The sequence below is a fragment of the Pseudomonas sp. LJDD11 genome, from assembly GCF_024584215.1.
Taxonomy (GTDB): domain Bacteria; phylum Pseudomonadota; class Gammaproteobacteria; order Pseudomonadales; family Pseudomonadaceae; genus Aquipseudomonas.
The window spans coordinates 63,011-88,183 of the sequence record NZ_JANJFL010000017.1 but is presented as its reverse complement, the minus strand read 5'-3'; the positions used below and the strand labels follow the sequence as shown (position 1 = coordinate 88,183).

General features: G+C 58.6%; 16 protein-coding genes and 1 pseudogene. 7 read left to right on the top strand and 10 right to left on the bottom strand.

Annotated elements, in window-relative coordinates; translation table 11 throughout:
* The first annotated feature begins 118 nt into the window (after positions 1-118).
* From NRB16_RS19120 to NRB16_RS19110, 3 genes are all read left to right on the top strand, one after another.
* Positions 119-3,475, top strand: coding sequence for a glycosyltransferase (locus NRB16_RS19120; protein ID WP_257106688.1), 3,357 nt, complete (start codon positions 119-121; stop codon positions 3,473-3,475).
* Positions 3,476-3,757: 282 nt separating this feature from the next.
* The gene (locus tag NRB16_RS19115) at positions 3,758-5,587 is read left to right on the top strand and encodes a DUF4214 domain-containing protein (protein WP_257106687.1); all 1,830 of its coding nucleotides are present in this window, start codon (positions 3,758-3,760) and stop codon (positions 5,585-5,587) included.
* Between the two features lie 140 nt (positions 5,588-5,727).
* Complete coding sequence (locus tag NRB16_RS19110) at positions 5,728-6,504, top strand: ABC transporter permease (RefSeq protein ID WP_045492780.1); 777 nt, start codon at positions 5,728-5,730, stop codon at positions 6,502-6,504.
* A gap of 315 nt (positions 6,505-6,819) precedes the next feature.
* Here the strand turns inward: NRB16_RS19110 and NRB16_RS19105 are convergent, their stop codons facing one another.
* The 4 genes and pseudogenes from NRB16_RS19105 to NRB16_RS19090 all read right to left on the bottom strand — a co-directional run bounded on the left by NRB16_RS19105 (position 6,820) and on the right by NRB16_RS19090 (position 10,154).
* Positions 6,820-7,131, bottom strand: a complete 312-nt coding sequence (locus tag NRB16_RS19105) for an addiction module antidote protein (RefSeq protein ID WP_257106695.1) — start codon at positions 7,129-7,131, stop codon at positions 6,820-6,822.
* 84 nt (positions 7,132-7,215) lie between these two features.
* Positions 7,216-7,860 (bottom strand): annotated as a pseudogene (locus NRB16_RS19100) (replication initiation protein); the annotation flags it as partial.
* A gap of 2 nt (positions 7,861-7,862) precedes the next feature.
* A complete protein-coding gene (locus tag NRB16_RS19095) occupies positions 7,863-8,732 on the bottom strand; it encodes a replication initiator protein A (RefSeq protein WP_257106686.1) in 870 nt (289 codons plus the stop codon).
* 258 nt (positions 8,733-8,990) lie between these two features.
* Positions 8,991-10,154, bottom strand: a complete 1,164-nt coding sequence (locus NRB16_RS19090) for a hypothetical protein (RefSeq protein WP_257106685.1) — start codon at positions 10,152-10,154, stop codon at positions 8,991-8,993.
* A 1,014-nt stretch (positions 10,155-11,168) separates the two neighbouring features.
* On the opposite strand from NRB16_RS19090, the gene NRB16_RS19085 reads away from it, so the two are divergent.
* The 3 genes from NRB16_RS19085 to NRB16_RS19075 all read left to right on the top strand — a co-directional run bounded on the left by NRB16_RS19085 (position 11,169) and on the right by NRB16_RS19075 (position 12,634).
* Positions 11,169-11,627 carry a transposase gene (locus NRB16_RS19085; RefSeq protein WP_257106684.1) on the top strand — a complete coding sequence of 153 codons (459 nt, stop codon included), beginning with the start codon at positions 11,169-11,171 and terminating at the stop codon, positions 11,625-11,627.
* 167 nt (positions 11,628-11,794) lie between these two features.
* Positions 11,795-12,085: a hypothetical protein gene (locus NRB16_RS19080; protein WP_257106683.1), complete on the top strand. Its 291-nt coding sequence runs from the start codon at positions 11,795-11,797 to the stop codon at positions 12,083-12,085.
* A 291-nt stretch (positions 12,086-12,376) separates the two neighbouring features.
* On the top strand, positions 12,377-12,634 hold the full coding sequence (locus NRB16_RS19075; RefSeq protein ID WP_253142617.1) for a DUF6124 family protein: 258 nt from the start codon (positions 12,377-12,379) through the stop codon (positions 12,632-12,634).
* A 66-nt stretch (positions 12,635-12,700) separates the two neighbouring features.
* Here the strand turns inward: NRB16_RS19075 and NRB16_RS19070 are convergent, their stop codons facing one another.
* On the bottom strand, positions 12,701-15,334 hold the full coding sequence (locus NRB16_RS19070) for a DUF3616 domain-containing protein (protein WP_257106682.1): 2,634 nt from the start codon (positions 15,332-15,334) through the stop codon (positions 12,701-12,703).
* A 272-nt stretch (positions 15,335-15,606) separates the two neighbouring features.
* On the opposite strand from NRB16_RS19070, the gene NRB16_RS19065 reads away from it, so the two are divergent.
* A complete protein-coding gene (locus NRB16_RS19065) occupies positions 15,607-17,655 on the top strand; it encodes an acyltransferase family protein (RefSeq protein ID WP_257106681.1) in 2,049 nt (682 codons plus the stop codon).
* Positions 17,656-18,015: 360 nt separating this feature from the next.
* Here NRB16_RS19065 and NRB16_RS19060 read toward each other — a convergent pair whose 3' ends face one another.
* The 5 genes from NRB16_RS19060 to NRB16_RS19040 all read right to left on the bottom strand — a co-directional run bounded on the left by NRB16_RS19060 (position 18,016) and on the right by NRB16_RS19040 (position 25,170).
* Positions 18,016-18,963 (bottom strand): GDP-mannose 4,6-dehydratase, encoded by a 948-nt coding sequence (locus NRB16_RS19060; RefSeq protein ID WP_253142620.1) that lies wholly within the window; start codon positions 18,961-18,963, stop codon positions 18,016-18,018.
* Positions 18,935-20,074 carry a glycosyltransferase gene (locus NRB16_RS19055; RefSeq protein ID WP_045492989.1) on the bottom strand — a complete coding sequence of 380 codons (1,140 nt, stop codon included), beginning with the start codon at positions 20,072-20,074 and terminating at the stop codon, positions 18,935-18,937. The genes NRB16_RS19060 and NRB16_RS19055 overlap by 29 nt, the downstream gene beginning before the upstream one ends.
* Positions 20,071-21,549 carry a methyltransferase domain-containing protein gene (locus NRB16_RS19050; protein ID WP_052483552.1) on the bottom strand — a complete coding sequence of 493 codons (1,479 nt, stop codon included), beginning with the start codon at positions 21,547-21,549 and terminating at the stop codon, positions 20,071-20,073. Before NRB16_RS19050 ends, NRB16_RS19055 begins: the two co-directional genes overlap by 4 nt.
* Positions 21,533-22,771, bottom strand: coding sequence for an ABC transporter ATP-binding protein (locus NRB16_RS19045; RefSeq protein WP_253142621.1), 1,239 nt, complete (start codon positions 22,769-22,771; stop codon positions 21,533-21,535). The genes NRB16_RS19050 and NRB16_RS19045 overlap by 17 nt, the downstream gene beginning before the upstream one ends.
* Positions 22,772-23,121: 350 nt before the next feature.
* Positions 23,122-25,170 carry a hypothetical protein gene (locus tag NRB16_RS19040; RefSeq protein WP_257106680.1) on the bottom strand — a complete coding sequence of 683 codons (2,049 nt, stop codon included), beginning with the start codon at positions 25,168-25,170 and terminating at the stop codon, positions 23,122-23,124.
* Positions 25,171-25,173: the final 3 nt, after the last annotated feature.

Here is a 25,173-nt window from a genome sequence, read left to right as displayed (position 1 = left end):
CTCTTTGCCAGGCATCACAAATACGGCGCCAGGATTAGCCCTTTCGCCCGTTGGCTGGCTCCTACAAAATAGCGTGTTGCGCTGTCATCTTTTTCTTTTCTTGTCACCAGGTCCGTTCATGCATAACGAAGCACAGGTCACCATCCACCAGTTTTCGATCAGCGTCAGTCTAGGGGATGGCATCAGTAACGGGATGCTGCTGACCCGCAAGCTGCTGCGCCAGGCCGGTATCAAATCCGAGATCTACTGCATCGAGCCAAAACCGGAAGTGGCCGGCGACATCCTGTGCATGGACGACTACATCCCCGGCAGTGCCAATGCACTGTTGATCCACCATGGCATTGGCAACCCCGTCGAGTCCTGGCTGCGTGAACTGCCCGAAGCCAAATTCATGGTGTTCCACAACATCACCCCTGGCGCGCTGTTCCCCGCCGAGCACCCGATCCAGCCAATGCTGGCCCACGGCTGGCAGCAAGTGGACGCCTGGCAAAACTGGCTGACCGGCAGCATTGCCGACTCCCGGCAGAACCTGCAGGAACTGCTCAAGCGCGGCTACAACCAGGCCACCACCGCAGAAATCCCGCTGCTGGTCGACCTGCAACGCATCGAACCTCATAGCGTGCAACGCTGCGACACGCCACGGCCGTTCACCCTGTTGTTCGTCGGGCGGATCATGCCGCACAAGAACCAGTTGGGGTTGGTCGAAGCCTTCGCCCTGTTGCTGCGTCGCTCCCAGGTGCCGCTGCAGCTGTACCTGGTCGGCGGTGCAACGGTGCCGGCGTACAAAGAGCGCATCGAACAACGCATCGAAGAACTGGGCATCGGCGCCTACGTCACCCTGACCGGCAAGGTCGATGACGAGACCCTCGACTCGCTGTACAGCCGCAGCGACCTGTTTGTGTCCCTGAGCCATCACGAAGGCTTCGGCATGCCATTGATCGAAGCCATGGCCCACGGCTTGCCGGTACTGGCCTACGACGCCCCGGACAGCAACGTGGTCAACACCCTGGGCAGTGCCGGGCTATTGCTCGACACCGACCGCCCTGAAGTCGTGGCAGCCACCATCGCCCAACTCATCGAAAACCCGGCGCTGCGCCGCAACCTCACCCAACATGCCGCCGAGCGCCTGCACGAGTTCGACTATCAGGCCCTTTACGACCGCCTGAGCGCCTACCTGGCCGGTTTTGAAATCATCCTGCCGGCCCATCGGTTCGCCACTACGCCGCCCCAGCCAAGCGTCGAGTGCCGCATCGAAGGCCCGTTCGACAGCACCTACAGCCTGGCGCTGGTCAACCGTGAACTGGCCCGGGCGCTGCAAGAGCAGGACAGCAGCACCGCCCTGCGTGCCACCGAAGGGCCGGGGCCGATCGCGGTTGACCAACAGTTCCTGCTCGACAACCCCGACTGCGCCAGCCTGCACGCCCGCGCCGAACAGCCGGCGCGCAACGTGCTGCGCCTGATGTACCCGCCGCGGGTCACCGACATGCAGGGCGACATCAACGTCATGTCCTGCTACGGCTGGGAAGAGTCCTGCCTGCCGCAGGACTACTGCCACGACTTCAACCACCAGACCCACCTGATCACCAGCATGTCCGAATGGGTCACCACCACCCTGCGTGACAACGGCGTCACCGCCCCGCTGGCCACCGTGGGCCTGGGTGCCGATCACATTCTGCGCGTCCCGGTCGACGCCAGCAGCCTGCCGGCCATGCCCAAGGTCAGCGCCGAGCGCCTCAAGCTGCTGCACGTGTCATCGTGCTTCCCGCGCAAGGGCGTCGATGTACTGCTCAAAGCCTACGGCCAGGCCTTCACGGCCGAACAGCCGGTGGTGCTGATCATCAAGACCTTCCCCAACCCGCACCACAACATCGAGCAGCAAGTCGCCGACTGGGCCGCGGGCCTGGCCAGCGCGCCGGCGGTTGAACTGATCGTCCAGGACCTGCCTGACGGCGCCTTGCGCGCGCTGTACAACCAGGCCGACGTGCTGATCGCACCGTCACGCGGCGAAGGCTTCGGCCTGCCGCTGGCCGAAGCCATGCTGCACCGCCTGCCGGTAATCACCACCGGCAACGGTGGCCAGCGCGACTTCTGCACCCCGGACACCGCGTGGCTGATCGACTACCGCTACGAGCGTGCCCGTACCCACCTCAAGGCCGCTGCCTCGGTGTGGTTCGAGCCGAGTGCCGAGCACCTGGCCAGCCTGCTGGGTGAGTTTCATCAGGCCTGGAGCCAAGGCCAACTGGCCAGCTTCACCGCCACCCGCGTCCAGGCCGCCGAAGCCCTGATCAACACCCGTTTCACCTGGGCTGCCGTGGCCCGTGCCAGCCTGGCAGCCATCGAACAGGCCCGCCACCAGCCGCTGCTCAAAAAAGCCCCGAAGCTGGGCAGCGTGACCACCTGGAACAGCGCCTGCGGCATTGCCACCTACAGCCAGAAACTGCTGGAACCGGCGTTCGGTGAGCAAGTGCATGTGTTCGCCAGCGACAACGCCGACCTCAACGCTGCCGACACCCCCAACATCGAGCGCTGCTGGACTAGCGGCCACTACGACGACCTGGCGCGCCTCAAGGCGGCCATCGAGCGTTCCGGGGTCGACACCCTGCTTTTGCAGTTCAACTTCTCGTTCTTCGACATCCAGGCCTTCGCCAGCCTGCTCGACTGGTCCCACGCGCGTGGTATCCAGACTCTGGTGGTGTTCCACTCCACCGCCGACGTGATGCACACCGACAAGCTCAAATCCCTGAGCCACATGCGCGAGTCGCTGCACAGTTGCGCGCGCCTGCTGGTGCACAGCGTCGGCGACATGAACCGCCTCAAAGACATGGGCCTGGGCCACAACCTGCTGATGTTCCCCCATGGCGTGATCGAAACCACGCTGCCCGAGCCGGGTCCTGCCCAACTCGCCGCTGGCCTGCAAGGCAAGACCATCATCGCCAGCTACGGCTTTTTGCTGCCGCACAAAGGCATGCCGGAGTTGATCGAAGCCTTCGCCTTGCTGGCCAAGGGCAATGCCAAATTGCACCTGCTGCTGGTCAACGCCGAGTACCCCGATCCGGTCTCTGCGCAACTGGCACAAACCTGCCGCGAGCGCATTGCGCAAAACGACCTCAAAGGTCGCGTCACGCTGATTACCGACTACCTCAGCGACGAGCAATCCTTGTCGTGGTTAGGCATGGCTGATGCCATTGTCTTCCCCTATCAGCACACCCAAGAGTCAAGCAGCGCGGCGGTTCGCTGGGGTTTGAGTACCGGTCGTCCGGTTTTTTGCACGCCGTTGGGCATCTTCGAAGACGTCGCCGATGCGGTGACCTTCCTGCCGGGTACCGACAGCCAGTCCATGGCCGATGGAATCGCCAAAGAATTGGCAAGCGGACCGAAAGTGCTGCAAGGGGAGTGGCTGCGTAATTACGGGTGGACAAGCGTTTCAGTTCGCTTGCGAAACATTCTCATTGCACTGACTCAAGAAAATGTTTGAACTTTTTCCAGAGTCAGAAACTGAAATTTCCTACGTGTCTACCGAAATTTTCCTATCGACATAGATCAAAAAGTTGGGTGTCAGCTATTGTTACGCCGCTAATTTGACAGGTATGATCGGCGTGCCTTGTAGGATATTTCCTTGATAGCTTTGAAAAAAAGCTCAAAAAGTGACCTGCAAGGCTGTCGGAATTTTCCGACTTCCCATAATGGGGGCCACGGCCCTGTGGGACGTGGCAACAGGCGAGAGCCGACGGGTTCTTTTCCCTAGAGGGAAGCCTGAGTGTCGATATCGACTCATATTGGAGATGAAAACGTAATGGCTACTACTTCTGCACAAGTTCAACAGCTGTATGTCGCTTACCTGGGCCGTGCCGCCGACCAAGGCGGTCTGGACTACTGGTTGGGTCAGTTGAACGCTACTCCAGCTACCATCACTCTGGACCAGATCCGCACCAACTTCGTCAACGATCAGCCTGAGTACGCCGCTGCCTACGCTGGCCTGAACCGTACCGAAATCGTCTCCAAGATCTACCTGAACCTGTTCGGCCGTCCAGCTGACGCTGGTGGCCTGGCTTACTGGACTACCGGTGGCGGCGCTACTGTTGCTGCTGACCAACTGCTGGTTGCTTTCATCAATGGCGCTTCCGCCACTGACGCTAAAACCGTAGCCAACAAGGTTCTGGTTTCCGAGGTTTACACCTCTACCGCTGGTGCTGACTACGCTCAAACTGACGCTGTTGCCGTTCTGGCTGGTGTTAACTCGACTCCAGCTAGCGTGACTACTGCTCTGGGTCGCCTGACTGACGGTTCGCTGGGCGGTATCGCTCTGAGCACTGGCGTAGCTACTCTGAAAGCTGCTGCCGCTGCTGAAACCGCGCTGACTGCTTACGAGAACTCGAAAGTTGCTTCGCTGACTGCTCTGAACGACAAAGTTGTTGCTCTGAACGCTGACTACACTGCTGTTCTGGCTGACATCGAAGATGGCGTCGACACCAACACTACTATCGACTACGCCGAAGCTGTTGTAGCAATCAACAATGCTTCCCTGCTGCGTACTAACATTTCTGCTTCCAGCACCGCTCAGCTGGAACTGAACGCTACTGTTACTGCTGCTGACCTGGCTACTGCCCGCGCTAATCTGGTTAGCACCGAAGCCAACGCTGTCAACTTCATCAACGCTTACAACAGCGCTGTAACTGCCAACAACGCTCTCACTGCTCCTACTACTGCCAAAGTCGACACCGACACTGGCGCTCTGCAGGGCATCATTGACGCTACTACCGCTAACACTGCAGCCTTCACCGCTGCCAGCGATGCATACGTAGCTGCTGGTGGTTCGGCTATCGCTGACGCTGACGCTCTGTACACCGCAATCAGCACTGCTAACGCCACCACCCTGGCTCGCATTGATGCTGCTTTCAACACTGGTGTATTCGCTGCTACCTACGCAAACGTACGTGCTGACGGCGTAGCTCAAGCTGCTAAGACTGCTGCTGAAACCGCTCTGACCACTGCTGAAGGCAACGTTGGTAACGCCTACGTGACCGCTGCTGAAGCAAACGCCGCTGCCGCTAAACTGGTTGCTGACGCTAAAGCTGCTGACGCTCTGGTTGCTGAAGGTACTGCAGAAACTACCGCTCACACCGCAGCGGTTGACGTTCGTGACGACGCTCAGGACGCCGTAACTGCTCTGACCTATGCTGCGAACGTGACTGCTACAGCGAACGCTGCTGTTGTCAACGCTGATGACACCAAAGCTGACCTGTTCTTCTTCACCAACACCACCCACACCAACGATTTCACCATCGGTGGTACTGGCGCTTTCGCTAAAGGCGACGCGATCTACCTGGGCGAAGGCTACACCTTTAACTCCGGCGCTCTGAGTGCTGGTGACAACAACGTTAAAGAAGTGTTCTTCATCCAAGGCGCTACTGGCGTTCAGGTTGTTGTTGAATCGACCGTTGCTGGCTCGACCAACGCTACTACTGCTGCAAACGGCAATGTGACCACCACTGGTGGCGCTACTGACACCACAGCTGTTATCACCCTGACCGGTGTTACCGACGTGGCTCAGCTGTCCTTCGCTAACGGCGTTGTCACTCACGTTTAATCGTGACTGATCTGCTGTGATGGACTTCGGTCCATCATCAAGCGATTGAAAAAAACCCGCCCCTCAAAAGGCGGGTTTTTTTATGCCAGCACACTGCGTATGCTTGCCTGCCCGCTGTTTCTGCTGTTTTGGACCCTTTGATGAACTGGAACCTGATCCTCAATTTCACCCGCCAGGACCTGATCGACCGGCACTCGGCCTCGGTGCTGGGCGCTGCCTGGACCTTCATCCTGCCGCTGATCAACATCCTGATTTTCACCCTGGTGTTCTCCAACATCATGGGCATGCGCCTCGGTGGCCTGGGCCAGGACCTGGGCCAATGGGGCTACAGCGTCTACCTGGTCAGCGGCCTGCTGGCCTGGAACTGTTTTGCCGCCACCCTGACCCGCATCACCAGCGTGTTCCACGAAAAGGCTCACCTGATCGGCAAAGTGCGCCTGTCACTGTGGTCGCTGCCGATGTACGTGGTGCTCAGCGAAACCGTGCATTACCTGATCGCGACCGGCTTTTTCATGATCTTCCTGGTCGCCATCGGCTTTGACTTCTCCTGGCACCTGCTGTGGTGGGTCCCGATCTTCCTCTGCCAGCAACTGCTGGCCTACGCTCTGGGCATTACCTGCGCGATCCTGTCGGTGTTTATCCGCGACATCACCCAGGTCATCGGTGTGGTCACCCAGTTGTGGTTCTGGCTGACGCCCATCGTGTACGTGGCCAACATCCTGCCCGGCACCATCCAGCAACTGGTGGCGCTTAACCCGTTCTACCACCTGGTCCTGGCCTACCGCGCAGCCCTGATCGGCGGCCAGAACCCGCACCTGCTGTCGATTGGCATCCTGGTGGGCTTCTCCCTGGCCCTGCTGGCCATCTCGATCTTCGTCGGCCGCAAGCTCGAACGCGACATCCGCGACTTCCTTTAACCCCCGCAGGAGGCTGCCAAGTGGGCAAGGCTGTACAGCCCACTTGGAAACCCAACCCATACCCAGATCCTGAAAAGCCGGTGGTTCCCACCTCAATCCTGCCCTGGAATACGGTGGGAACGAGCTTGCTCGTGAAGGCGGTGGTACATCCACAGCAGATGCAGGGCTCATACTGGCCCCTTCACGACCAAGGTCGTTCCCACCTTTGATCCTGATCTGAAATCCGGTAATTCCCAGCCCAATCCTGAGCCGAGATCCGGTGGGAACGAGCTTGCTCGTGAAGACGGTGGTGCATCCACAGCAGATGTAGGGTTCTTACCGACCTTTTTGCGAACAACATGGATATATCGCACGAGCAGTCAACTCCACACCCAGCGCACGCATAACCACCTGCATGGTCTTCAGCGTCGGGTTGCTCTGATCGCTAAACGACTCATAAAGCAGCTCTCGGGCCAGACCGGTTTTCTCGGCCAGCTCGTTCATGCCTTTGGCGCGAGCCACCACGCGCATTGCTTTGGCCATGTAGGCCGCATCGCCGCTATCGAGCGCATCGGCAATGAACACCGCCATGGCCTCCGGGCCGTCCAGTGCCTGGGCCGGATCATTATCAAAAAGCGGATCGGCCATCTCTTGAACAAGCTCAGGGCGTGGTGTCTGAAGAACAGTCTCAGCCTCGACAGCAGGCACGCGCTGGTGACCAATAATGAAATGCAGATGCGTAATCGTGCGGCAGTTGCGTTTTATCTCGTAGCGCACCTGCAACGGGCTGTGCTCGTTTATCTGGCTGATGGCGGGTTCAATTACGTGTCGGCGCAGATCAGCCATCAAGGCGTACTTGTCTTTCAGTTGGAGCCATTTGCGCAGATCCACGAGGGCGATCTCTCTGGAGCCGATGCTCGTGTACTGGACCAGCATCTCGAACAGTCTGATGCCATAAATGCTGGTCATCCTGGCTACATCAGACAGGGTGTATCGAGCGAACGGTTCTTTTAATCCGGTCAGGTACGGCAGGATGTCTTTATTAAAGCGAAGGTCAATGACCCCTTCCTGCTCTTTGTAGACGATGCTCTGTACCCATCTGGCTTCCAGAGTCTTATTGTGCTCCAACTCAATGCTCACCACCCTCTGACGCAGCCTCTGCGAAGCCGCGAGAAGCTCTGTGTAGATCGACTTGCTACACGAGCCCGTCACTTGGGCGATGCGGGCGACCGGGACGCTGTAGATCACCTCGTCAGTGACCGGCGAGCCACGATCAATCTGGGCGATGCCGGCCATGATGATCCGTTGCTCAGCGACAGAAAGCGTGTAAGACGCCTCGATGAGCGTCTTGGATTTACAGATTTCTTCGGAGGCCATTTTCATGGGTTTGGGGGCAAGAATGTCGCGTGCTTGAAACGCTCCGCCCCCTGGCTGATCGAGAAATAATCCGAGTGGAAAATCAGCATCTCGGGGTTACGGTCCGAGGTGATTTCAGCGTACATCCAGTCGTTTATGCCAATTTCGATAGACTCGACTTTACTGTTCTCGGGATTGCTAATAACTCGGCATGAGGAAATGAGGTTCGCCCCTAAATCATGCGTTTTAACGTTATCGCCAAATTTATAGGTTCGTTTGACACTGATGTGAGTAGTGTTCAACCGTTGCAGGGCTTCAATAATTCTTGTACGCTGACTTTTACCATCGCCTTCTTTGTAGATTTGCAATACATGATGCATATCAAGCTTGATTATTTTATTGGGCTTGCAACTCGTCTTTCCAGCATAGTAGTCATTCATTAATTCACAGAGCTTGGATAGCCCTATCAACACAAGGTCATAATCAAAGACCGTTGCCATACCATACGTACCGGGCGCCACCCTTACATGACCATCCGATAATTGATAATGAATGATCGTAGCGGCTTGGGTGTCACTTATGGACAAGCTATACAGCATAAAATCCACGAGCATACGATGGTCATGTGTGCTGGTTTCATAACCGTGGGGAGTGACGGTACGCACCTTGACGTCGGGGCAGAGGCGGGGGCGTTTTGTTGTTGGTTCGGCGCTACCAAATAGGCGCCGGCTCCGGATGGCAGTGGCTGACGCAAGCTCGCCAGAGGGCGTATCACCTGGGGTCGAGTCAATGTGGCTAGCTGCCAAGCTGGTTGCAGGTCCTTCCGGCGTGCGGCTTTGCGTTTTTCTGGATTGGATCAGCGCGATGCGACGAGCAAGCGAATTGGGCGGCATGGTGGGTCTCGTGCTGACACGTTCGGTGGGGGCGGGAAGGGTTGCCATCTTAAGGGTGATGGCAAATTAGAAAAATCAGAAAACTGCGCGTTTACGTATAGGAAAGTTGGATTGCTAATTAGGTTTTATTATAAAAGCATGTAGGATGTTTCTTAATCTATAAATAATTGCCGCAAAATCAGTGCTGCGTAGCCCATGACTGCGGGTAATACTCCTCGATGAGAGTATTGGATTTACAGGTTTCTTCGTGGGCCATTTTCAAACGTTCGGCGGCAAGAGCGTCATGTGCTGCTGTCGCTCATGACGCTTGCTGCGAGGGTGGCCCAGACACTGCTCAATAATGTTCTGACGCATCGAGCCGGCTTTCATGTTCTTGATCCACTGCGGACCTGGATAAAGCGTCACGCGATAATCAATCGGTACCGGGCGGCCACGACCACGAACCGGCGGGAACATATCCTCGATCGTAAAGCGGCTCAGGTACTGATCTGCCTGCATCCGCTCCAGTTCCTTCCTGAGCGCCTGCATGCTGCCCGCCAGCCGGATGTGATTCAAACCGGCGGTGATCATTTTCATTTCCGTAATCCGGAATTTATAGGGCTGTTCTTCCGAGACGTTGGTCGCGATGTAATGAATCCTGCGCAACAGCGCAGCGCCTACGGGGCTGTAATGCTTCAGGTGGCTGATTGGATACTGTCGATATGTGACCTTGAGGATCGACTGGACCACCAGAGCATGAAACCTGACCCGCCAGATATCATTCCCGTTGTTGCCACTTTCTCTGCGAGTGGCGTTATGGTCAAAAGATGAAAAAATGGTATCCCGATTTCTTCGTTTTAAACCTTCGCCGTATGAAAGCGTCATGACCGAGCTGGAGAGCACTTCCAGGGCCTGACGGATCTGCGTGTTACTCATGGTGCTGCCCATGGCGTTGAGCTGCCGCCCCAAGGCACTGATGGTGAACGTGACGGAGTAGCAGGTGCCTCCATCGGCGATGTGCTCTTCACCTTGAAGGGACGCATGATGGATCAGCGCTTGCTCGACCAACTGTTCCTTTACGCCGGGGTATCGGCGCATCGCCTTACTTTGTTGTGTTGGGAAGAAAGTCCCAGGAAACAAGGTCAGCTTCGCTGTCTGGCCGTTGATTTGAAAATCCACTTGGTGGGCATCCGGAACCTGGCCGTCTTTGGTGTTCAGGTGCTCTGCAGAAAACTTGGGGATCTGGTCCCACACGCCGAGCACATTCCCGTAGCGCTTGGCCTCTTCAGTGCTGTTAGCCAGAAAGCTGCCGAACAGGTCCAGTGCTACGACGGGTTTATGCTCTGCCGCTACAGGCTCAGCCGGTATGAGTTTTTCGTCATGGCGACTGTACAGCTTTGCACTCGGTATCAATGAGGTTCTGGCGGTGTTTGTCGCTTCCATTGCGCCACCCGTGCACAGGTTCGAAGCGCGAAACCCTATAGCCCGAGCTTGCATAACGCAACGGGTCTGAGAGGTCCGCGAGGGGGTATCCCGGAGAAAAAATAGGCGATATTCCGCCTCTTCAAGCATGCCAACTCGGCTGAAACCCGCAGCCCGCCTGGCTTTCTATTTTCAGTATGCTGAAACAATTCGCTCGTTTTTTCTTAGGCACGATTTTTGGCCTTTCCAGTCCCGGAGATAAATCAGTGAATATTCCTACAAACCACGCAGTACAAGGCCTATAGCTTTCATGTCCTGGATAATGAAGAACTGCCATGCACCCAATCTCCAGCTTTGGCTCATATTGAGAGCATCCCAACCACAGAAACATGTGCTTCCGGGTATGACGGACGCTGGCGCCGCGCTATATATAAAAGCTTTTTAAAGGAAAGAATAAAAAGAAATAAAAGAAGAGAGAGCTGAAATTCCCGTATTTACTGGGCGAAATCCTGAATATAAGGCGTTTTTTCTCTGGGATTAACGAGGTTTTATCTCAGGGGTTAGCGCGTTTTTATCTCTCGACGTCAGATTTTTATCGCGTTTTTATCTCCCGGCTTGAGTGTGAAATGAACGCTTTCCTGGCTGCTCCAACTGAATAAACCGCAATTTATCTCCCGGCTTCAGCCTATTTACCTTGGTTTTATCTCTTGGCTAGCTTGTCTAGCCTGTGGATAACCTAGAGAAAAATGATCAAAAAATGATCGATTCTAATTTAGGGGATTTTATCTCTTGGCTGTATTCGCGTTTAGTTCTGGTCTGAGGGGGGGCATGTTTGTCGGTACTCAACCCCTTCGTCTTACAGACTGCTGTACGAGCGAACCTCTCGCTAAAACGGTATTCCGAACCATTGCGTCTATAAGCCAGCGGAACACTACCGAATCACCCAAACTCCCTGAAAAATCCAGTCAAACCCTGACCCGCTCCAAACCGCAATCTGCCGATAAGGTCAGCCTCCACCTTCAGGAGGCACTGATCATGTCGGATAAGGCTCATGCACACAGCCTGCGCAAAGGACGGTTTTCCGGGCTCGGGCATGCCTACATGATCACGACCACTGTGCATGACCGGATACCGGTGTTCAGCGACTGGCGTGTGGGGCGCCTGCTGGTCGCTGAGCTGCGCCAGGCACAAGCCCTTGGGTTGGCCGATAGCCTGGCTTGGGTGGTGATGCCGGATCATCTGCACTGGTTGCTGGTGCTGCGTGAAGGCTCACTGGCTCAGGTGGTGCAGCGGGTCAAGTCGTGCAGTGCCATTGCGGTTAACAAGGCGCGTGGCAGCAATGGGCAACTGTGGCAGGTTGGTTTTCATGATTCTGGCGTGCGGTCTGAGGATGACCTGGTGCGTTTGGCTCGTTACATCGTCGCCAACCCCCTGCGGGCGGGGCTGGTTGAGCGGGTAGGGGATTATCCGCTGTGGGATGCGGTGTGGGTGTGATAGGGATCTGTAACGGGGTAGATCTGCTGTGTCTGAGCTGGCCTGTTCACGAGCGAGCTCGTTCCCACCGTATTTCAAGGCAGGATCGGGGTGATAGCTACCGGATTTCAGATCAGGATCAAAGGTGGGAACGACCTTGGTCGTGAAGGCTTTTGGTCAGGCGGTACATGGGCTGTGACTGGACTGGCCTGTTCACGAGCGAGCTCGTTCCCACCGTATTTCAAGGCAGGATCGGGGTGATAGCCGCCGGATTTCAGGTCAGCATTGGGGTGGGCATTACCGGATTTCAGATCAGGATTAAAGGTGGGAACGACCTTGGTCGTGAATGGGTTTTTGATCCCACTGTGTTTCAGGCCATGACTGGGATGGGTGTGAGTAATTGGTTGTTTTTCGGTCAGGTCGCACGACGTTTCGGCCTGTTTCTGGCGGTGATTGCAAGACGCCGCTCTTTCTCTTGAAGGACATTTCCGAGAAAATCCGGACCGCTTGTGCCTGTGAACTTCGGCTACTACCCTCTCGCCGTCGCTGTAAATCCAGCGGCCTGGTTTGGTAGACCTGATGTTAATCGGCGCAAGGCGTCTCCTTCTAAGAGGCGCTCTTTTACGGCCTGCCGTTTATGGCGGCCGTGCGCATGGCGTCTTCGGACGCACCGGGTGCCGATTACCGGTTCTACCAACTTGTGCACGGTCGCCGCCCGGCGTTTGGTAGCAATGGGTGACGACTCCATGTAACGAATCGGAGTTTTAACCATGAAAAAGATCGTCCCTGATCCACCCCCTGATTTCCCCCTCACTAATCTCGAATGCCGCGTGGCGCATGCTGTGGAGTTGTTGCGTTGTGCCACGGCCACGGCCTATGAGAGCGCGGATAACCTGCAAGGCCCGGCGCGTCATCTGGCCATGGCTTCGATGCACCTGATTACCCAGGCGCATCTGGTATTGGACCAGGTCCTGGACCAGTGGCCTGCAGCATGTCGCGACGTCGAGAAGGAGGGGCTGCCGGCCTGACAGCTTCAGGCCAACCTTGTGCCTCGTGGGCCCCGCCGTCTGAACAGGCGGCGGGGTTTGGTCGGGTTACTCGATCGGCTGGCCGACCAGAGTAATGGCGACGCCCGGCGAGCCAATGGAGTTGGCATCTGCTGTTTGGGCATAGCCACCCAAGGCATCGGCTTTGGCGAAGGTGTATCGGGGTTCAGCGGTCGAAGTCTGGTCCCAGACCGCCGAGTAACCTTCCTTGGAGCCGCCGAAGGCCACACCGGCATGGCTGGAAGCCTTGACCGTGCCGCTGCTGATCGCAGACGTGGCAATGCTCGTTCCGTCAGCATCGAATGCCGCCGTGCCGTAGTTGAACGCCGTCGCTACGTTGCCGTTCTGGTCGTAGATCACCACGCCGTCTGCCTTGCCCAGGCCAGGGCCATCCACGCTGATGACATTGCTGCTGCCCGTCAGCCCCCAGGCCGTCAGGAATGCATCGAACCCCGCGTCCTTGACCGAGGCGATCACCAGGGTCTGGCCCGCTTCGATCTGCAGGTCGCTGCCCAGCGAAACCGCCTTGGCGAAGGTCTTGTCACCCGAGTCGGTGAATTTCCAGTTGGACAGGTCGATCGTGCTGGAGCCGTAGTTGTACAGCTCGATGAAATCACCGCCCGTGGCATTGGAGTTCACTTCGCTGATCAGCAGGTTGTAGTGCGGCACCTCGCCGGTCGTGAAGCTGATGCTCTGCGCGGCCAGCGCATTGTTGTAGTGGTCGAGCACCGCACCGCTCTGCAGCTCGACGCTGTACTGGGTGTTGGCGGTCAGTTTGGCGGTCGGGGTGATGACCAGTTTGTTGAAATCAGTAGTGACGGTCGCGTCCAGAGGGCTGCCGTTGCCGTTCTTGAGCACGATGCTGCTGCTGCCCAGCGCGATGCCTTCATCAAAGATCAGGGTGATGCTGGAGGTTTTTGCCGACACCTCGTTGCTGGCGTTTTCTGGTGTGCTTTTGACCAGGGTCGGGGCGCTGATGTCGGTGAGCGGTTGGCCCAGGGTCACCAGGTTGCCTTTGAATTGCTGGTCGGCCGGGTCGAGGTCTTTGGATACCTCTTTCTGGCCGTCCCACACGGTGTCGCCGTTGTCTTGCAGCAGCAGTACCTGAGTACCGGCCTTGATGCTGGCCGGCGAGGCGATGGACTCGAAGCTGCCGCCGGTGGCCTTGAGCAGGGCATCGAGGTTGTTGTCCAGTTGCACCGGTTGATGAGTGCTGTCGCCATCCCAGGTGAACAGCCGGAAATCGTGGGTCACCTCGGCACTGGCGGTGCCCGAGGGCCCGGCGATGATCAGGTAGCCGCTGCCATCGGCCGCTTTGTCGATCGAACGAATGCCACGCCCGCCCAGGTTCAGTTCGATGGCGGTAAAGGTCGGGGTCACGCTGTTATCGGCCAGAACCTGCTGGTAATTGTTCACGGCGATGATCAGCGCTTTGTCGCGCAGGCCGGTGTCCATCTGCGGCGCCCGGAAACCCAGCCACAGGGCGCTGTTGTCCTGGGAGGTGGTCATGCCTTCAATGGAAAAGCCGTTGGTGTTCTCCGGCGCGATACCGGCGCCTGCCGAGTTGGCGAAGCCGTAGTAGCCCGCAGGCTGGCCATTGGTGCCGGCGGCATCCCAGGCGCTCAAGGCGGCCACCAGACCGGTGTATTTATCGCTGGTCACGGTGAAGCTCGGCTTGCCGTCGACGCTGGTGATTTTCAGGCTGGTCAGTACTTCCCGGCCCGCGGCTTCTTCGCCTCGTTTGTTGTTGCTGTGCGAGCCGGTCAGGTACAGGGTGTCGCCAACCAGGGTCATGGCTTCGAAGTCCATCTCTCCCGAGAGTCCCAGCGCTGAGCCGTAGTCGAATTCGCTGACTGCCACGCCGCCGCTCTTTTCGTAGACCCGCACGACGTTGGCTTCGTCATCGCCGACGATGATGTAGTTGCCCCAACTGATGACCCCGGACGCATCGGACGAACCAAAGGTGCTGTCGGCCATGGGCTTGAAGGTCAATTCGGTCGGCTGTGGCGTTGTGGGGGTGGTCGGCGTGGTTGGCGTCGGGGTGACCGGGTCGCCATTGCTGATCAGGTTGCCGGCCAGGTTATTGATCAGTTCAACCGTGCTTAACGAACCTTTGGATTGCAGGGCGTTGGTGAGTTCAGTGGTGGTCGGTGAGCGGCCGAATACGCCTTGATAGGCCAATACGACTTGGGCTTTGTCGCCAGTGACGCTTTGCCCTTCAGGCGAGGCCGTGAAGGATGCCAGCAGGTTGAGCGGGCTGCTGCCGTTGGCCATTTGTTCGACCCAGTAAGCCAGGCCGCCAGCATCTGGCGCGCGGCCCAGGGTGTTCTGGTACAGGGCGGTAATGAACTGCGTGGGCGACCCGGCTGACACCGTGGCGAATTCGCTGGACTGGGTAAATGCCTGGGTGACGTCAGCCAGCGACATGCCACTTTGCACCTGTGCGACCCAGTACTGCAGGCCGCCGGTGTCCGGGGTGCGGCCAAAAGCGGCCTGATACAGGGCGATGATTGGCTGTACCGTGCTGACGGCTTCAGTTGAGGTGGTGAAGCTGCTCACCACGTCTGAAAGCTTCAAGCCTGCTTCCACCTGTGCAACCCAATAGGCGAGCCCGCCGGCATCGGGTTCACGGCCAAGAATGTTCTTGTAATAGGAAGTGATCGATTCGGAGGTGGTGGCCATGGGGTCTGCACTCGGTATCAAAATGGATACGCGACCCTAGCAAGCCATTTTGACGAAACGGTTTCAGGGGACAGACACCTTGAAAAAACACTTGATAGTGCTCGAACTCAGCAAAATCCGCTGCTTTGTCAATTTGCCACAGACTGCCTCTGCCGATATGGTGTCGACTTTTTAAAATAAGTAACCGGTTCTTGCGGTGTTCACTGCAGGGCGCAAGGGGACCTGTTCTCCAAGACGTGTCCGGTTCACCCCATCAGGCATTTGCGTTATTCATGACCCCTCCAGCCCAGCGTCAGGTCCATTACCCTTACATTGATGGCCTGCGCGCCATTGCTGTCATCGCGGTGATTCTCTACCACCTTAAGGACAGCTATCTGCCCGGTGGCTTTGCCGGGGTCGACGTGTTTTTCGTGATTTCGGGGTTTGTCGTTTCCAGCTCGATGGCGAACTTCCAGGGCCGCCACTTTTTCACCTTCGTCACCACCTTTTATGCCCGGCGGATGCGCCGGATTCTGCCGGCGCTGCTGTTTTGTGTGCTGGTCACCGGACTGGTGTCAGCGCTGTTCATTCCTGCGTCGTGGCTCAGTGACAGCAACGAAAAGACCGGCTTGTTCGCGCTATTCGGGCTGAGCAATTTCATTCTGGCCGACACCGGCAACGCTTACTTCTCGCCCAAGACTGACTTCAACCCGTTCACCCATACCTGGTCGCTGGGGGTCGAGGAGCAGTTCTACTTTGTGTTCCCGATCCTGTTCTTTGTCTGGGTGGCGTTTGCCCGACTGCGCTGGCTCTCGGTCGGGCTGTTCGTCGCCGGGCTGGTGGCTTCGCTGGTATGGGCCTGGGGGTTTGCCGCCGGGCGTGAGACGCAGATGTTTTACATGCTCGCGCCGCGCTTCTGGGAGCTGGCCGCCGGGGTGTTGTGTTACCAGGCCATGGCCTACAGCGGGCGGGTGAACAGCCCGCGCCCGGCCACTGCATTGTCCAGTGCCGGGGTGCTGCTGGGGCTGGGGTTGATCGGCTATGCGCTGTGGGTGTCGCAACCGGCGCAATTTCCATTTCCTGGGGCGCTACCGGCTGTGGCCGGGCTGTTGTGCGTACTGGTTTTCGGTCATGGTCGCCAGGGCGATCTGCTCACCGGTGCGCTCAGCCATTGGCTGCCGGTAGCCATCGGCAAGGTCTCCTATTCCCTTTACCTGTGGCACTGGCCGGTGTTTGTGCTGATGCGCTGGACGGTCGGTCTGGAGTCGTTGCCCTCGCAGTTGGCGGCGGTGTTGTTGAGCACGGTGCTGGCGGTGTTCTCCTACCGGATTATTGAAGTACCGCTGCGCCGTCGGCCGCTGCTCGACAGGTCACCCAATCTGGCGGTCATCAGTTTGGGCTTGCTGGCGCTGGCGGGTGCCTGGGGTGGGTACAAGTGGACGGTAAAGTCGCAACCGCAACTGACCCTGAACACCGTGTCGCAGCACCCGCTCGACTGGTATCCCTACAGCCGCCCGCACAGTGATGCAGCCCCGGGCTGTGTGGCTCAGGCCAGCGATAGCCTGGTGGCCGGCAATCGGGTGCTGAGCTACAGCCGCGGCGGTTGCGACCGGCCGGTGCAGTGGCCTTTCACGCTTTATGTGGTCGGTGATTCACATGCAATGGCCTACATTCCGATGCTCAGCAAGCTGGTGATGGACACCGGTGTGCAGGTGCGGCTGTATAACAATGGTGGTTGCCCGTTCATGAGCTTCCAGGCCATTCGTGAGAGCGAAGCATGCCGCGCCAACAGCCTGGCGGCGTTGCAGGACATCACCGGCAAGGTGCAGGCGGGCGATGTGTTATTCATGCCTTCACTGCGGTTGTCGCGATTTTCTGATCAATTCGAGCACTTTGCCCGCAGCAAGACCATGGCCGAGATGTTCGGCGAGCAGGCTGTCAGCGGCCGCCAGCGGCTCGAAGCCGAAGCCCCGCAATGGTTGGCCCCGTTGGCTGAAAAGGGAGTAAGGCTGGTGTTTGAGGCGCCCAAACCGATCTTTGAGATTCCACCGTTCCGCTGTGCCAACTGGTTTGATCACAACAACCCGATCTGCAGTTATGGGCGCAGTGTCAAAAGGGACGAGATGCAGACCTATCGCCAGCCGGTCACCGAGATACTCGGGCGGCTGGTCGGGCAGATGCCGGCGGTGAGTGTCTGGGACCCGCTGCCAGTGCTGTGCCCGGAGTCCGATTGCCAGGTCGAACGTGATGGCCGCCCGTTGTTCTACGACGCCGACCACGTCAGCGGCCACGGCAATATGCTATTGGCTCCGGATTTTGAGCAGTTCATCAACCGCCTGTAGGCGCGAGCTTGGTTGCGAAGGTTATGGGTCGGGCAATGCATGTGTTGTGTCTGGCCTGGCCCTTTCACGAGCTAGCTCGTTCCCACCGTATTTCAGATCAGAATTGAGGTGGGAACGACCTTGGTCGTGAAGGCTATGGGGCGGGCAATGCATGTGTTGTGTCTGGCCTGGCCCTTTCACGAGCTAGCTCGTTCCCACCGTATTTCAGATCAGAATTGAGGTGGGAACGACCTTGGTCGTGAAGGCTATGGGGCGGGCGCTGCATGTGTTGTGTCTGGTCTGGCCTCTTCACGAGCTAGCTCGTTCCCACCGTATTTCAGATCAGAATTGAGGTGGGAACGACCTTGGTCGTGAAGTCTTTCAGACTTGTGCGCGCCAGTAGTCCAGCAGTTCTTGCAGGGTTTGCTGCAGCGGGATCTGCGGTTGCCAGCCGGTGCTCTGGGTCAGGGCGGTGCTGTTGCCGACGGCCATCGGGATGTCCGATGGACGCAAGCGTTCAGGATCCTGGGCAACCTGAATGTCGGCTTTGCTCAGTGCCAGCAATTGCTCTAGCACCTGGCTGATCTTCAGCGAACGACCGCTGGCGATGTTGATGCGCCGCGGGTAGTCCTTGTCGCTGTCGGCCAGCTTGAGCAACTCGATGTAGGCGCTGCACACGTCCTGTACATCCAGAAAATCCCGCGCCGCTTCCAGGTTACCGACCTTGAGTACCGGCTCTTGCTGGCCGGCTTCGATCAAGGCGATCTGCCGGGCAAAGGAGGCGGTGACGAAGTCTGGACTCTGCTGGGCGCCGATGTGGTTGAACGGTCGGGCAATCACGCCTTTGATGCCTTGGCGGAAGTACTCGGCAAAGGCACTTTCCGCCGCCACCTTGCTGGCCGCGTACGGGTTCAGTGGCTGGCACAGGGTGTGTTCGTCCACGGCCTGGCCAGACTTGAAGGCTGCGCCGTACACCTCAGACGAGCTGGAAAACAGCACGAAGGCTTGCGGCGCATGCAGGCGGATGGCTTCAAGCAGATGCATGCTGCCCATCACGTTAGTCTGCCAGGTGCCCAGTGGGTCCTTGAAGCTGGTCGGCACATGGGACACCGCGGCCAGGTGCACCACATGGCTGGGCCGGGCCTGTGCCACGGCTTGAGCCAATGCCTGTGCATCGCGAATGTCGCAGCCCAGGTGCTCATCGGCGCCATGGCCAGGCTGTGGTTCGCTACTGCTCAGGGCTATCACGTGGTAGCCGGCATCACGCAGGCGTTGGGTGAGGATCTTGCCAACGAAACCGTTAGCGCCCGTCAGTAGCAAGCGTGGCATCAAGTGTCACTCCTTGAGCAGAGGGTAGGCAGTCAAGCTGGGCCAGCCATTGTTGCAGCTCTGTTTTCAGCGCGTCGTGCTCGTAACGCTGCAGGTTGCGATGGCCGGCGGCGATGATTTTTTCGCGCAGTCCCGGCTCGGTATTGAGCAGGTTACTGGCCGAGGCGAATACCAGAGGGTCGTCGCTGTCGAGCAGCAGGCCGCCTTCACCGAGGGTGGCCGGGATATTGGAGCGCGCCTGTGTGACCACTGGAAGCGAGGCATAGTTCGCTTCGAGCAACGGCATGCAGAAGCCTTCATGGGCACTGGCACACCAGTACTGATGGGCGTTGTGGTACATCCAGTGCAGTTCGGCATCGGAGCATTTACCGGCCAGGATGACTTCGTCCTTCAGGCCCAGGTCATCAATGTAGAACTGCAAGGCGGTGGCGTAATCGGCGCTGGTGGTGCCGCCGACCAGCATCAGCCGTTGTGGTGGCTGCTCGATGCCGCTTTGCGCCTGCAGCTTGCGTAGGTGGTAGTAGGCCTCGATCAGCAGGTACTGGCGCTTGTTCTCGGCCAGACGACCGATCGCCAGATAGAAGATCGTGCCTTCAGGCAGGTCGGCCATGAACGCCGGCTGTTGCTGTTCGCCTTCCAGGCGGCGGGTGTCGACCAGCAATGGCAGCGTTTTGGTATTGGTGTAGCCCTTTTCGATCAACTCGCGCTCGTTGAGCGGCGAGTCGGCCAGCGCGTAAGGGAAGAACTCGCGCCACTCTTCAAGCTGGCGCAGCCCCAGCAGGGCGTACTGTTGCAGCCAGCTGTCTGGCGGAAAGAATTCCGGTGGCGTGATGTTGTGGTACACCAGCGCTTTTGGGCAGTCCTGTTCGTACAGCCACTGGGCGTAGTCGTGGCCCATCGAGTGGTGGTACAGCAGCAACGAACAGCCTTCGGACTTGAAGGTTGTCGCCGGCAGCGCCTTGCCGGTCATCGACTCGGGGATGTAATGGCAGTAAATGTCCGAGTCATAGCCCAGTTCGCGCAGCAGGCTCTGGGTGAACAGCAACCCGTTGGTTACGCCGTCGCCGGCCGCCACGCTGGGCGTGAGCTGGTCGATGCGCAGCCGGGTCATACCGCCCCCTTGATGGCAACCACGGAGTAGTCCTGCGGGCCGTAGAACAGGGCGTTGCAGCGCCGAGCCGTTTCGCTGTCTTCGTGGATGTGATGCTCTTCAGGGATCGGTTGCAGGCGATGGATCTGCACCTGGTCAAAGCCTTTGTACTGCACCAGAAATTCGGTGAATGCCGGTGGCAGGGGCGACAGGTGAGTCGGGTCCATCCAGAAGTAATGCGCGGCGGTGGCGAGGTTTTCCGGGTTCGGGGTCTCGAAAATGATCATGCCGCCTGGCGCCAGGACACGCAGACACTCATCGAGCAGGACGTTGAACTGCTCGAAGGTCAGGTGTTCGATGACGTGGAAGGCGCTGACCGCGGCCACGCTGTTTTCCGGCTGGTTGGCCAGCCACACCAGAGCGTCTTGCTGGTAAGCGGTCAGGCCTTGATCCTGGCAGGTCTGGACGTTCATCGAGTTGAGGTCGATGCCAATCCGCGCGCAGTGCTCAGGCAGTTGCTGCAGCCATTCACCACGGCCGCAACCGATGTCGACCAGCGGCAGGCCGGCCTTGAGCGGCTCGATACTGTCAATGATCGGCAGGTAATAGGACTGGCGCTCACGAATGGTCTCGGCATCGCCACGGAAGCGATTTTCAAAGGCCAGGTAGAAGCTGTCCGGGATGCCGCTCTGATGTTGCGCCGGCGCGTCATTGGCGGCGGGCTGGGCAGGGGCCTGGCCCGCAGGCACGGTGGCCACCGGTGGACGTGGCTGGCGCTCGACCTGGTGCAGGCGGGCGCGCAATTCTTGCTGGACGCTTTTGGACTGTTGCAACTCATCCTTGAGCTGGGTGATCAGCTCGTTCTGCAGTTGCAGGGTCTGGCTTTGCTGCTGCAGGGCCAGGAAGTGCTCATCGAGCGTTTTTTGCTGTTCTTTGAGGTACTTGTCTTGCTCTTGCTGGGCCACCATCCGCTCATGGAGCTGCTGGTGATAGACCGTGCTCTGGTGCCGGCTCTGGCGGGCCAGCAGGTCCAGGCGCGCCACGTAGTAGCGGTTGCGCTGTTCGGTTTGCAGCAGGCCGTAGGCGGTAAGAATCAGCTTGCCCAGTACCGGAATGCGGCGCAGGCGGTTTTTCAGGCGGGCGCGGCGCAGGCCGTGGACCTCGGCGTTATGGGCCACGCCTTCGGGGCTGTCACGCAGCTCGGCCAGGACTTCGAACTTGTCCCAGCCCGAGCGCAGCTTGTGCAGCGAGTGTTGCAGCTCGGCGGCTTCGGCCTTGCGGCCCAGCAGGGTCGGGTAGGCGGCGCGCACCAGAGCTTCATCTTCGAGCTGGACCAGTTGGCCCCAGCCATAGGGGCGGTCAGCCATTCCGGCAGGGGACGGATCAAAGGCCGGCAGCGCCTTGGTGTCCTTGTTGAGCTTGTAACGCTCGACCTCGTCCTCGATGCGGCGGTTGAGTTCCTGGAAGTCGAGGTCGGGGTTATTGGGTATTAGCATTACTTAGCGTTCCGTGAAATGTATCGGTTGAGGCCGGCTGTTCTTCCAGCGTTGCTGCCAGGTCACAAATGCCGCCAAAGAAGGTCCCGGTGATGCCCGCTACTTCAAAAACGACGGCGTTGTCGTGCCAGTGGTAGCAATTGACCGTGTGGTCGGCCCCGTCATGCAGTGCCAGGGTAATGGTGTACTTGCCCGGCGCCAGGCGCATCGGGAAGCTGTAACGCAAGGTCTTGCGTTCACCGGCGCGCATGGCGATGGGGTGGTTCAGATAGTGGCTGTTGGTGCCGAACACATCCTGACCGAAGCGATCGCGGACCATCAGCCCCAAGGCTACGTCCGGCAGATCCTCAGTGGCCGCGATTGTCACGTCCAGCGTGCCGGTGTCGCCACTGGCCAGAATGGTGCCTTGCGAGTGCAGGCCCTTGAACACCACGTTTTCCATGGTGGCCTGACGTGTGCCGTAGCCGTTGCGCTCTACCTCAAGACGCTCTTTGTAATCGTCGTCGTCGGCACCGAGCAACTGGTTATAGACGTTGACCGCATCTTCCGGGTTGCCATCAGCGACCACCTTGCCTTCGCTGAGCACGATGGCGCGATCGCAGATCATCTTCACCGCGTTGAGGTCATGGGAAACAAAGATGATCGAGCCGCCGTTGGCCCGGAATTCCTTGATACGGCGCATGCACTTCTGCTGGAAGTGACCGTCGCCCACCGACAGGGCTTCGTCGATCAGGAAGGTTTCCGGGTCGGCGTGAATGGCGATAGAGAACGCCAGACGCATGTTCATGCCCGAGGAGTAGGTGCGGATCGGCTCATGGATGAACTGGCCCAGTTCGGAGAACTCGACGATGGCCTGGCGGCGTTCTTCGATCTGCTCGCGGGTCATGCCCAGCAACAGGCCGTTACCGACAATGTTCTGCATACCGCTGAGGTTGGGGTCGAAACCGGTACCCAGCTCCAGCAGGCCGGTGACCCGGCCGCTGAGGCGGATCTGACCGGCGTCGGGCAGCAATACGCCGTTGAGCATTTTCAGCAGGGTCGATTTACCGGCGCCGTTGCGCCCCAGAATGCCCAAGGTCTCACCTTTGGCCACCGTGAACGAAATACCGTCCAGCGCCCTGTGGGTACGGTGGAAACTGCGGCGCAGGACGATTTCCTTCAGTCTGTGCCAGGGTCTGTTATAGAGCTTGAACTCCTTGCAGACGTTTTCCACTTCAAGCATGCATGCAACTCTTTAATTAGGGGATTCATTCCTGGTTGACCGGATTGCCAGTACAACGCATGGGGAGATTGGATCAGGGGCGCGCAGACTAACCCAAACGGGTGGCGGCTTCATTAGGCCATGATCGTGTTTTTGCAATCGCGACAGTGTAACAGGACAAGGTGCTGTTCCGGCCGCTGCTGATCGTGAGCGTTAAAGCAAAACCGGGGGGTAAGACCACAGTCTTGCCCCCCGGTTTCATAAGCCCCTATCCGTTATCAAGTTGGCCCCCACCTCAATCCTGCCTTGAAATACGGTGGGAACGAGCTAGCTCGTGAAGAGGCCAAGCCAGGCAAAACATACTGTCTGGCCTACAACGGTTCGATACTCAGACGGTTCAGGCCGATCCCCAGCAGGCGGGTGTCTTCGGCAATACCCAGTTGTTTCGGCGAACGGGCTTCAGGCACTTCGATGGTCAGGGTATGCGAGCCGGAAGGGTTGTCGATTTCAAACACCTTGTGCTCATCAATGGCGCCGACTTCAAAGGGGATTCGTTGCTCGCCTACCTGCAGCACAAACGACTTGCCGACGTTGGGGCCGAAGGCATGGGCAATCAGGTCCAGTTTGAAACGTGCCGGCAATGGCCGCATGAACTCCAGGGTGACCTCATCGGCTGCGGACCAAGTGCCCCAGGACTCTGCTGTCGACAGCCCTTGAGTGCTGCTGATGATGCCCGCCCAACTGCCGGCTGAGAAATTCAGGGCAATTGGCCCGCCCACGCGCGCCAGGGTAAAGCCCGACATCGGGAGCTTGACCGAGTGCTTGCCAATAATAGGATTGGCGCCGACCACCAGTACCCAGTCCTTGTCTGGTGGCATGGACTGCATGTCGAAGGCTGCCCCCGGTTCGATGCCCCGCACCCAGGTGCGTGGGTGATCCATATAGAACATCGAGCGAAAGGCCGCCCCCAGATCTGCATTGACGATCAGCAACCGGCCACGTTCTTCGGCACTCAGGTATTGGCGGGTGAACTCGCCAGCGCGGTCAGCGGCGTCCGGCAGCAGTGCCTGACGCTGGATCAGGGTGGCGTTGACCGAGGTGATGACCACGGCCAATGGCATGAATGCATAAAGAAAAACGCGCCCGGCAGCCTGAACCGAGTACACCCACAGGGCGATGCACAGCACTGACAGGACGCCCAGTACATGGAACGCGCCTTTCTTTTCCGTGAAGCCGCGCAGCTCCGGGCTGTCGGTGTAATACGGCGTGTAGGGCAGCATATGGGTATAGAGCGCATACAACGCCGGCAGGCCGACAATCAGGGCCAGCAGGGCACGCCATTTGCGCGGGATTTGCACCGGGAAATGCGCTTGCGCAAGCACCAGGATCAGCAGCAAGGCAAAGGCGAAGTCGTAATAGCGCATATGCAGCCGGGATACGCTTTCAAAAGGTCCGGACCCCGAAACCGACGCGCTGAACAGCGCCACCACGGCGATCAGGTTGCCCAGCACCAGCGTGGTGAACAGGGCAATGTTGCGGTGATCGCCGGCCGGGACCTTGTTCAACAGCGCCTTGACGACTACGCCTACGGTGATGGCCATGGGCAGGCCAAGCATCAGACACATGGCCAGCAGGTGCCCCTGGACACTGCTCAGCGCGCGCAGCAGCAGATCGATGTGCGAGCGGCCCGGGGTGGTCGTGGAGTCGACGATTTCACCGTAGGAGGTGCCAAACAGAGTCAGGCCGGCGCTGCCGGCCAGCAGATAGCTGATCAGAAATTTGGCCAGCGCAGCAGTGACGGCAAAGGCCGCCAGGTTGCGCAAGGCCAGGCGCAGCCCGTGCTGCGGGGCGGTGATGCTCAAATAACCGATGTACACCAGCATCGCAGGGGCAAACAGCAGCGAGTGTGGCTTGATCAGCGCCGTGCAGCCGAACACCAGGCCGACCAGCAGCCAGTCGCCCATGGCCTCAAGACGGGCCCGCAGGACAACCCACACCAGCAGCCAGAAACCGAAGAAGTACAGCGCCTCCGGCATGTAGTGGGCGGTATAGAGATTGATGGGTCCCAGCAGTGTCAGGCCCGTGACCCAGGCGGCTGGCAGTGGGTTGGCGATCTTTCGGGCAACCAGATAGATGAACGGCGCCGCCCCGACAAAGAACAGCGCGTTGAAGATCCGTGCGCAACTCAGGAAGTCGACACCGCAGTGGCTGGTAAAGCGATAAATCGCCAGGTACAGATAGCCTGGAATCTTCGAGTCGGAGAAGGGAATCAGGCGTGAATACAGCGAGTAGGTGTACTCATCGCCAAAGATGCGCGGATAAAGACCGCTGTTCTTGAGCAGCAGAAAAATGAAGAGCGCGACAGCCAGAAATACCAGCGTGCCGATCAGCCGTGGACTTCCTTGTTGTTTGATATGCATCTG

Coding starts and splice junctions, on each gene's coding strand:
- NRB16_RS19120 (WP_257106688.1), top strand. CDS start 119: ATGCATAACGAAGCACAGGTCACCATCCACCAGTTTTCGATCAGCGTC.
- NRB16_RS19110 (WP_045492780.1), top strand. CDS start 5,728: ATGAACTGGAACCTGATCCTCAATTTCACCCGCCAGGACCTGATCGAC.
- NRB16_RS19105 (WP_257106695.1), bottom strand. CDS start 7,131: ATGGCCGATCCGCTTTTTGATAATGATCCGGCCCAGGCACTGGACGGC.
- NRB16_RS19095 (WP_257106686.1), bottom strand. CDS start 8,732: ATGCCGCCCAATTCGCTTGCTCGTCGCATCGCGCTGATCCAATCCAGA.
- NRB16_RS19090 (WP_257106685.1), bottom strand. CDS start 10,154: ATGGAAGCGACAAACACCGCCAGAACCTCATTGATACCGAGTGCAAAG.
- NRB16_RS19085 (WP_257106684.1), top strand. CDS start 11,169: ATGTCGGATAAGGCTCATGCACACAGCCTGCGCAAAGGACGGTTTTCC.
- NRB16_RS19080 (WP_257106683.1), top strand. CDS start 11,795: ATGGGCTGTGACTGGACTGGCCTGTTCACGAGCGAGCTCGTTCCCACC.
- NRB16_RS19075 (WP_253142617.1), top strand. CDS start 12,377: ATGAAAAAGATCGTCCCTGATCCACCCCCTGATTTCCCCCTCACTAAT.
- NRB16_RS19070 (WP_257106682.1), bottom strand. CDS start 15,334: ATGGCCACCACCTCCGAATCGATCACTTCCTATTACAAGAACATTCTT.
- NRB16_RS19065 (WP_257106681.1), top strand. CDS start 15,607: ATGACCCCTCCAGCCCAGCGTCAGGTCCATTACCCTTACATTGATGGC.
- NRB16_RS19060 (WP_253142620.1), bottom strand. CDS start 18,963: ATGCCACGCTTGCTACTGACGGGCGCTAACGGTTTCGTTGGCAAGATC.
- NRB16_RS19055 (WP_045492989.1), bottom strand. CDS start 20,074: ATGACCCGGCTGCGCATCGACCAGCTCACGCCCAGCGTGGCGGCCGGC.
- NRB16_RS19050 (WP_052483552.1), bottom strand. CDS start 21,549: ATGCTAATACCCAATAACCCCGACCTCGACTTCCAGGAACTCAACCGC.
- NRB16_RS19045 (WP_253142621.1), bottom strand. CDS start 22,771: ATGCTTGAAGTGGAAAACGTCTGCAAGGAGTTCAAGCTCTATAACAGA.
- NRB16_RS19040 (WP_257106680.1), bottom strand. CDS start 25,170: ATGCATATCAAACAACAAGGAAGTCCACGGCTGATCGGCACGCTGGTA.